This window comes from Streptosporangium sp. NPDC003464 (genome assembly GCF_053588315.1).
In genome coordinates this window covers 1-6,026 of sequence record NZ_JBSFPS010000406.1, presented here as the reverse complement: position 1 = coordinate 6,026, position 6,026 = coordinate 1, and the positions used below count along the sequence as shown (strand labels likewise).

Here is a 6,026-nt window from a genome sequence, read left to right as displayed (position 1 = left end):
GCCGTCGACAAGAGCCCCGTGGCCGTCCGCCAGATCGCGCACCGCGCCCGCCGGCACGTCGATGCCCGCCGCCCTCGCGAGGCGGTCTCCCCGAGAGAGGCCCGGGCGGCCCTGGAGTCGTTCCAGCGCGCGTTGGAGACCAGGGACCTGCAGGGCCTGCTTGACGTGCTCGCCCCCGAGGTCGTTCTGGTGAGCGACGGCGGCGGCGTCAGACAGGCCACGCCTCGGCCGATCACCGGCGCCGGCAAGGTGGCCCGCATGATCGTCAGCGGCCTGGGCAAGGCCCAAGTCGCGCTCACCAGCGAGCCCACCGTGGTCAACGGCAACCCGGCACTCCTCCTCCGTGTGGACGGCGAGATCGACGGCGTCATAGCGGTCCGGGTCGAGGACGCCCGTATCACCGGCCTCTACTACGTCCGCAATCCGCAGAAGCTGACCCGCATCGCGTCCGAGACCCCGCTCACCCTGCGATGAGCACCAACGGTGAGCCAGCCCGCAATTTCCAAGCGGCCTGGAGCAGACGGCGGCCCAGCCCGGCGCAGGACGGCCCGTCGGGCCGGGAAACCCGCGCCGACAGTGTCGATCACGCCACCCGAGGCCGCCACAGGCACAACAAACTCCGCCAGATCTATTACTGGGAGGTTCTTCATGACGAAGAGCGTTGCCGGCGAACTCACCGGCCTGAAGCTGCCGATCGAGCGTGGCTGCCCGTTCGCCCCGCCCACCGCCTACGAACGGCTGCGTGAGCAGGCGCCGATCAACAAGGTCCGCCTGACCAGCGGCGGCGAGGCATGGTGGGTGTCCGGGCATGAGGAAGGCCGTGCCGTCCTCGCCGACCCCCGCTTCTCCTCCGACAAGCGCAAGGACGGCTTCCCCCTCTTCACCCTCGATGCGGCGACCCTGCAGCAGCTCCGCAGCCAGCCGCCGTTGATGCTCGGCATGGACGGCGCTGAACACTCCGCGGCCCGCCGCCCGGTGATCGGCGAATTCACCGTCAGGCGGCTGGCCGCGCTGCGCCCGCGGATCCAGGACATCGTCGACCACTTCATCGACGACATGCTCGCCGCCGACCAGCGGCCGGTCGACCTGGTGCAGGCGCTGTCCCTGCCGGTGCCCTCCCTGGTGATCTGCGAACTGCTCGGCGTCCCCTACACCGACCACGACTTCTTCCAAAGCCGCACCACCATGATGGTGCGCCGGACCTCGCTCGAAGACCGCCGGCGAGCCTTCGCCGAACTGCGCGCCTACATCGACGACCTGGTCACCCGCAAAGAGTCCGAACCCGGCGACGACCTGTTCAGCCGACAGATCGCCCGGCAACGCCAGAAGGGCACCCTCGACCACGCGGGCCTGGTGAGCCTGGCCTTCCTGCTGCTGACCGCCGGACACTAGACCACAGCGAACATGATCTCGCTCGGCGTGGTCGGGCTGCTCTCCCATCCGGAGCAACTGGCCGTGGTCAAAGCCGACCCGGGCAGGACGCCCATGGCCGTGGAGGAACTGCTGCGCTACTTCGCCATCGCCGACGGAGTCACCTCCCGGGTGGCCACCGAAGACGTGAAGATCGGCGGGGTGAGCATCAAGGCCGGCGAGGGCGTCATCGTCTCGACCCTGTCGGCCAACTGGGACCCGGCGGCGTTCAAGGACCCGGCCGAACTGGATATCGAGCGCGGGGCCCGCCACCACCTCGCCTTCGGCTTCGGCCCACACCAGTGCCTCGGCCAGAACCTGGCCCGGATGGAACTGCAGATCGTCTTCGACACGCTGTTCCGCCGCATCCCCACCCTGCGGCTCGCCGCACCGGCCGAGGACCTGCCGTTCAAGACCGACGCCGTCATCTACGGCGTTCACGAACTCCCGGTCACCTGGTGAGCAGGACATGATGCGGATCAAAGCCGACAGCGACCTCTGCGTCGGCTCCGGCCAATGCGTCCTGACCGGACCGGCCGTCTTCGACCAAGACGACGACGGCACCGTAGCCCTGCTGACCGATCACCCCGACGACCAGAGCGCCGCACAGGCGCGCCACGCCGTCACCCTGTGCCCATCCCGAGCTCTCTCCATGCTGCAGGAGTAAGCACATCCCCGATGACGACGCGTCCGCGCCAGTGGAGGGCGACAAGTCCGGTGGGGTAGCTCAGACCTTGCCTCCAGCACATCCACGCTGGTGGCAGGGGTCTCAGTAGCAATGAAGAAATTTCCAACGGATATGCAGGTTGAATCCCCGCAAGGCCCTTCGGGCACAGCCTGACAACGGGCTGCCGGCAGGCTGATGGTCAGCCCGCGGCCCGGATCCAACCAGCACATATCTTCTCGCTGTTCACGCCGGGTTGGCCCGGTCGCCACCCGCTTGTCAGCTCTGCGGGCCCACGGTAGGGGTCGGACGCATCATCGCTGTACAGAAGGTTCCCCGTATGGGTTCCCAACGCGCTTCACCACACGCAACCGACACCACGATTCCCGCCGCCGATGAGGCCTTCCTGGCCGCTCGAAGCGGCTCCACCGCCCTCCTGATCATCTGGGTGGAGAGCGCATCCGTCTATCCGTCACCGTCGATGCCGCCGCCGGCCCAGATCGCCTCCGGCACGGTCATGGCGTTCACCGCGGGCGCCGCCGCACTGAGCTGGTGCGTGAGCCCGATCCAGCGCCTGGCCCGCCGCCCGCACCCGCGTCTACACGAACGGCTACGCACCCTCGCCATCGTCTTGTGGCTCTCGGCGGTCATCACGCTGCCCATGGCGGTCTACATCGTGCTGTGGTCCGTCCTGTGACGGCCGTTCACCGACCTGGCCGCCAGGCGGATGTGGGCCGGGCGTGCGGCCTTGGCGGCCGGTCCCGGCCCGCACCGCCCACGGCGCGTCAACGGCGATTCGAATTCGCGATCCCGTTCGCACTCCGGCGCGTACCGTGGCCGTCGTGACGTTCGAGGATCTGTCGGCCGGCCCGCCCTCCGAGGGGACTGATCCGGTGACCGCGCCGGCGATCGCCTGTGAGCACCTCGCCACCCACGTGAACCTGCTGGCCGACCGGCTCGGCATGGTCGAGCTGAACGCCGACGGCGTCGAGCTGGTCAACGCTGCCGTGCCCCGGGCCTTCACCGCGGCCACATGCGTAAGCCCGCCTACGAGTGCGAGCTGCAGCCGGGTCACCCGGGCCCGCACATGGCCCACGTCCAGATCATGCCCGAGCCGGACCGGTTCGTCTGGAGACGACAAGACGGTGCGGAGCTGGTTCCACTCACCGGCGAATCGGCGTCTGCCTGCACGCCAGTCCTCTTCTGAAGCGTGCCGGCCAGGGATAACGACCCCCGAATGCTCTTCGCGCCGGCTCCGTCAACGTCGCTTCGGCGGTCTGCGGTAGGTGACGATCTTGTCGCCCTTCCCGGGGAACGCCATGATCAGTAGACGTTGGCCGACCTCGTGCGGTCCCTTCCACTTGAACCAGTCGTAGTGCACGCGGATCCGGTAGTGCCCCGCCCGGCCGTTGAGTGACAGGTCGGGAAATTCGGTTCCGCTCAGACCGTCCCTGAGCACGATCTCGCCGGTGGGGCTTTCGTAGCCGACCTCGGCAACGTGGTCCCAGCCCTTGGTCTCCACCGGTGGGCGGCGGGTGTAGGTCTCCAGGGTGACGCAGAGGTCGTAGTCGGAGTGCGTCCGGATCATCAGGTGACCGGGGAGGGCGGCCACCAGGCCGTTGTCCTGAGCCTTGTCGAGCAGGCCGTCCTCGTACGGGTCCGCGTCGTCCTCGGTCGGCTCGTACGTCTCCATGACCCCGTAGTCCGTCCACTGGGGTTCCTTCATGCGGATCACTTTGGCCGGTCTGATGAGCAGGCGGTGGGGCGGGCTCGAGTCGCACATGCGCTGCGCGTCGGCCTCCCACTCCTGGTCCTCCCGGTCCTGTTCAGCGGCCGCGGCCTTGACCACGGCGTCGGCGCTGGGGCAGATCTCTGCGAGCGGGTAGGTCAGGGCATCGCGCGTCAGTCCCCGCGTCGTCTGAAGGCGGGCGACCTCCTGGGGATCGTTGCGGGTGTAGATGCCGCACAGCCAGCGGGCATGGGCGAGGATCACGGCGTCAGGCGTGGTGGCGGCGAGTTTGATCACGTTTCCCTGCCGGAGGGAGCACACGAGCCGCTGGTCCCGGGTGAGCTTGGGTTCCTCGGGCTCGCCCGTCCACGTCTTGCGTGGGGTGCAGTCTTCGGCCGCGGTGACCGGGCCGCGGGCCAGGTCCGCCATGGGCACGAACGCGAGCGCGACCAGCGTGGCGACTTGGGCCAGGAGGAGCATGCGGCGGCGTGTGCGCTGGGCCAGCGGGGTCGGGTACAGGAACGGCAGGAGCAGGGCGGAGGCGAGCAGGGCCGCGCTGTACCACGCCGGTGAGATGCCGAGGAAGATCTCACCGGCGCGCTTCTGGGTGAACAGGCTCTCCGGGTAGATCTGTGCGCCTTCGTAGAAGCCGTCGAAGTCCTCCGGCACGGGCGTTGCCGTGAGCGCGCTGGCGAAGCCCACGGCCGCGGCGATGATCAGCGTCAGTGTCGTGAACCGCAGGGTACGGCGGGTCCGGCGCAGGACAGCGGCCAGGATCAGCAGCGCGGGGCCGCCGACGCCGACGAAGACGTCCAGGACGAGCCAGGTCAGAGCGTTCCCGCTGCCTCCGTCCACGCGGACGAACTGTTCGATCACGCCTCTGGGGCCGATCCAGAGGTACTTGCCGTGCGCGAGGTTGACGGCGGCGGGGATCAGCGGCAGCGCGATGGTCACGGCGGCCGGCGGCCACCACCTGGCCGCCGGCCGTACCGGCAGGAGTCCCGCGTCCGGTTGGGGAAGGGGGGCCGTCAGCTCATGGGCGGTCCTGGCATCCCACACCAGCCCGAAGACACTGACAGCACCGAGGAGCGTGTAGACCGTGAAGATGCTGGGCGACCCGCTGCCGCCGAACGAGACCATCCCGGAGGGCTGGAGGACCGACACCACCTGCGCGATGACGCCTGTCCGGACGGTCGCCGCGCTCCAGCGGGGATCCTTGGCCTGGGCGATGAGGACCGACACCGACCACGCCAGCCAGACATAGCCGTACCCTCCGGCCAGGGTCAAGATCTGCTCGGCGGAGCGCAGGTCGAAGAGGTCGGTGATTTCCTGGCCGAGGTTGCTCACGGCGGCGATGGTTCCGGCGATGAGGGAGAACAGCCGTAGCCTGAAGGAGACGGTGTCCCGGAGCACCAGGAAGAACAGCCAGACGATGGCCAGTTGCACGAAACCGGAGGCGATTTCCGTAACTGACCAGACCCAGTAGATCTTCCATGCGTGGATCAGCGGGGTGCTGGCGATGCTGATCAGGCTGTAGCCGACGCCGAGATACAGGGCGAGCCGCAGCAGGCCGACTTTCCTGCCCCGATGTGTCAGCTCGCCCCTGGCGCGACCGCGCAGCACCTGCCACAGGGCCCAGGCCTGAAGCGCCCCGATGAGGATCAGGACGACCGTCAGCCCCCACGGGACGGTGAGGGTTTCTTCGCCGGGGCCGGGAAACCAGCCCATGCCCGAGTCGTGGGTGACGATCTTCCAGAGGAGGTCTCCCCGGTCGGTGGTCAGCGCGAAGGCACCCAGCACGGCGACTACGGCGAGATAGCCGAGCGCGATCAGGATGGCGATCCTGCCGAAACGGTAGTGACGCATGGCCATCTCTCGGGGGGAGCGGTCAAAACGCCCAACTTAGCGAGTCACCAGGAAGTTGATCAAGCCGTGGTGAGAGCGGCGGCCGCCGCCAGCGCCAGCGCCAGCGCCAGCGCGCCGGACGATCGGCGCATGAACGACATCGCGGAAGCGTAGCGAGATCATCCCGCTAGGACCTGTTTTGTGGATCATCTGAGCCACGGCAGCAGGCAGGCGATGGTCACGGCCGAGTGGTAATGCGCGGCGAGCTTGTCGTAGCGGGTCGCGATGCCTTTGAAGTGCTTGAGCCGGTTGAAGCAGCGTTCGACCGCGAAAACCCTCGGCCAGGCCGGAGGACACGAGTACCTCCTCGCCATCGAC

5 protein-coding genes and 1 pseudogene are annotated in these 6,026 nt (G+C 68.4%); 5 read left to right on the top strand and 1 reads right to left on the bottom strand.

The window, feature by feature from the left end; all coding sequences use genetic code 11:
* The 5 genes and pseudogenes from ACWDS7_RS45780 to ACWDS7_RS45760 form a co-directional block, all read left to right on the top strand.
* Positions 1–474: pseudogene (locus tag ACWDS7_RS45780) on the top strand (RNA polymerase subunit sigma-24); the annotation flags it as partial.
* Positions 475–648: 174 nt separating this feature from the next.
* Complete coding sequence (locus ACWDS7_RS45775) at positions 649–1,392, top strand: hypothetical protein (protein ID WP_451934404.1); 744 nt, start codon at positions 649–651, stop codon at positions 1,390–1,392.
* Between the two features lie 12 nt (positions 1,393–1,404).
* Positions 1,405–1,872, top strand: a complete 468-nt coding sequence (locus ACWDS7_RS45770; protein ID WP_451934403.1) for a cytochrome P450 — start codon at positions 1,405–1,407, stop codon at positions 1,870–1,872.
* Between the two features lie 7 nt (positions 1,873–1,879).
* Positions 1,880–2,077: a ferredoxin gene (locus ACWDS7_RS45765; protein ID WP_451934402.1), complete on the top strand. Its 198-nt coding sequence runs from the start codon at positions 1,880–1,882 to the stop codon at positions 2,075–2,077.
* 337 nt (positions 2,078–2,414) lie between these two features.
* Positions 2,415–2,771: a hypothetical protein gene (locus ACWDS7_RS45760; protein WP_451934401.1), complete on the top strand. Its 357-nt coding sequence runs from the start codon at positions 2,415–2,417 to the stop codon at positions 2,769–2,771.
* 561 nt (positions 2,772–3,332) lie between these two features.
* Here the strand turns inward: ACWDS7_RS45760 and ACWDS7_RS45755 are convergent.
* Positions 3,333–5,669, bottom strand: a complete 2,337-nt coding sequence (locus tag ACWDS7_RS45755; protein ID WP_451934400.1) for a hypothetical protein — start codon at positions 5,667–5,669, stop codon at positions 3,333–3,335.
* Positions 5,670–6,026 lie beyond the last annotated feature (357 nt).

Coding starts and splice junctions, on each gene's coding strand:
- ACWDS7_RS45775 (WP_451934404.1), top strand. CDS start 649: ATGACGAAGAGCGTTGCCGGCGAACTCACCGGCCTGAAGCTGCCGATC.
- ACWDS7_RS45770 (WP_451934403.1), top strand. CDS start 1,405: ATGATCTCGCTCGGCGTGGTCGGGCTGCTCTCCCATCCGGAGCAACTG.
- ACWDS7_RS45765 (WP_451934402.1), top strand. CDS start 1,880: ATGATGCGGATCAAAGCCGACAGCGACCTCTGCGTCGGCTCCGGCCAA.
- ACWDS7_RS45760 (WP_451934401.1), top strand. CDS start 2,415: ATGGGTTCCCAACGCGCTTCACCACACGCAACCGACACCACGATTCCC.
- ACWDS7_RS45755 (WP_451934400.1), bottom strand. CDS start 5,669: ATGCGTCACTACCGTTTCGGCAGGATCGCCATCCTGATCGCGCTCGGC.